Genomic DNA, 1,270 nt, shown 5'->3' with positions numbered 1-1,270 from the left:
CACCTGGTGCGGTCCAGCGGGCGTCACGACCGCGCGGGACAGGGTTCGCCCGCCCCGGCGAGCGCAGCCCGGCGAACGCGAACATGCCCGAGACCGCGGCCAGGCGCCGGTTGATCGTGGCCGCGGCGTACCGGTCCAGCCGTTGCCCCGTCATCGTGACCACGTTCGGCCCCGGCCGACCCGGGACGCTCGCTTCCCGGCACGCCCGCAAAAAGTCCAGCACATCGGGCGTCGTCACCGCGGCCAGTTCGAGATCCAGGTCGGAGAGCCACCGACAGAACGCCAGCAGGTCATATCCGTACGACCGCACCGTGGCGCGAGAGTAGTTCCGATCCAGCAGGTGGCTCAGGTACTCATCAACGAGCCGGAACCGGTCCGCGCCCTCGCCCGCGAGACCCCAGCCCTCGCCGCGCTGCTCCAGCCGCAACGCGGCCCTGGCGTCCATGCGCCACAGGTGTAGCACAGCCCACCCCTACCGCGATAGATCTCCCGGCAATATGCCGAGGCCCTGACCTGCGCAAATACAACCCATAGCCGGTTAACAGGTAGCGGACGTGGACCTGGCGGCCGGCCCACGCGACGGCCTCGCCGTCGACGCGGGCCTCGCCGCTCTGGCGCTGCGTGATCCACGCGCGCACCGGGATGCCCTCGGGTGGACGCACGATCGCCACGCCGCGGCGCGCGAGCTCGGGCGCTTCTTCTGCGTGGTCGCGCATCGGAACCGTCTCGATGCCGGACGGCCAGCCGCCCGGAGGCGGACGTCGACGAGTACCAACGACACAATCGAAACCGTCGGTCACTGGTTCGCCGGCCATGACCTCGACGGACCACCCGTGTTCGTACGCTACGCGGAAGTCGTCCGACGCGGACGGCTCGGCCTGACACCCGAGAGGAGGAGAGTCAGGCCGAACGCGGCGGCCACCTTCCGGTGGTGGCTAATCACAGGGCTCCGAGCCCGAGAGCCCGCGCCCGCTCAAGAGGCTGCTCATGCGGCAGCGAGCTCTACTCGCATCCAACGCCGTCACCGTCGCGGTCGAGCTTGCGGGAGTACCCGGGCTGCCCCTCGTAGATCGGGGCAGCGCCGGCGGCGCGCACGGCGTCGCAGTTCTTGTAGAACACCGGTGCCGGCTCAGGCTCGGGCTGCGGCGCGGGTGCGGGCGGCGGTGCCGGGGCAGGCTCCGGCACGAAGAACGGCACCGACTCGGGTTCGGGCACGACCACCGGGTCGGGCGCGGGTGCCGGTTCGGATGCTGGCGGCTCGGCGGCCACA

Annotated in this window: 2 protein-coding genes; both read right to left on the bottom strand. The window is 71.3% G+C overall.

The genetic code is table 11. The features are described from left to right. Window positions 1-445: site-specific integrase (locus tag ACFCZN_RS21400; RefSeq protein ID WP_430558105.1), on the bottom strand; the 445-nt coding region annotated here is incomplete at its 3' end. Between the two features lie 557 nt (window positions 446-1,002). Then, window positions 1,003-1,270, bottom strand: a 268-nt coding sequence (locus ACFCZN_RS21395; protein ID WP_430558104.1) for an excalibur calcium-binding domain-containing protein, incomplete at its 5' end; no start/stop codon positions are given.

Source organism: Isoptericola sp. NPDC056134, assembly GCF_042264825.1.
GTDB lineage: Bacteria > Actinomycetota > Actinomycetes > Actinomycetales > Cellulomonadaceae > Isoptericola > Isoptericola nanjingensis.
Note: the sequence above shows the minus strand (reverse complement) of the source record. Positions and strands in the feature narration are given on the sequence as shown.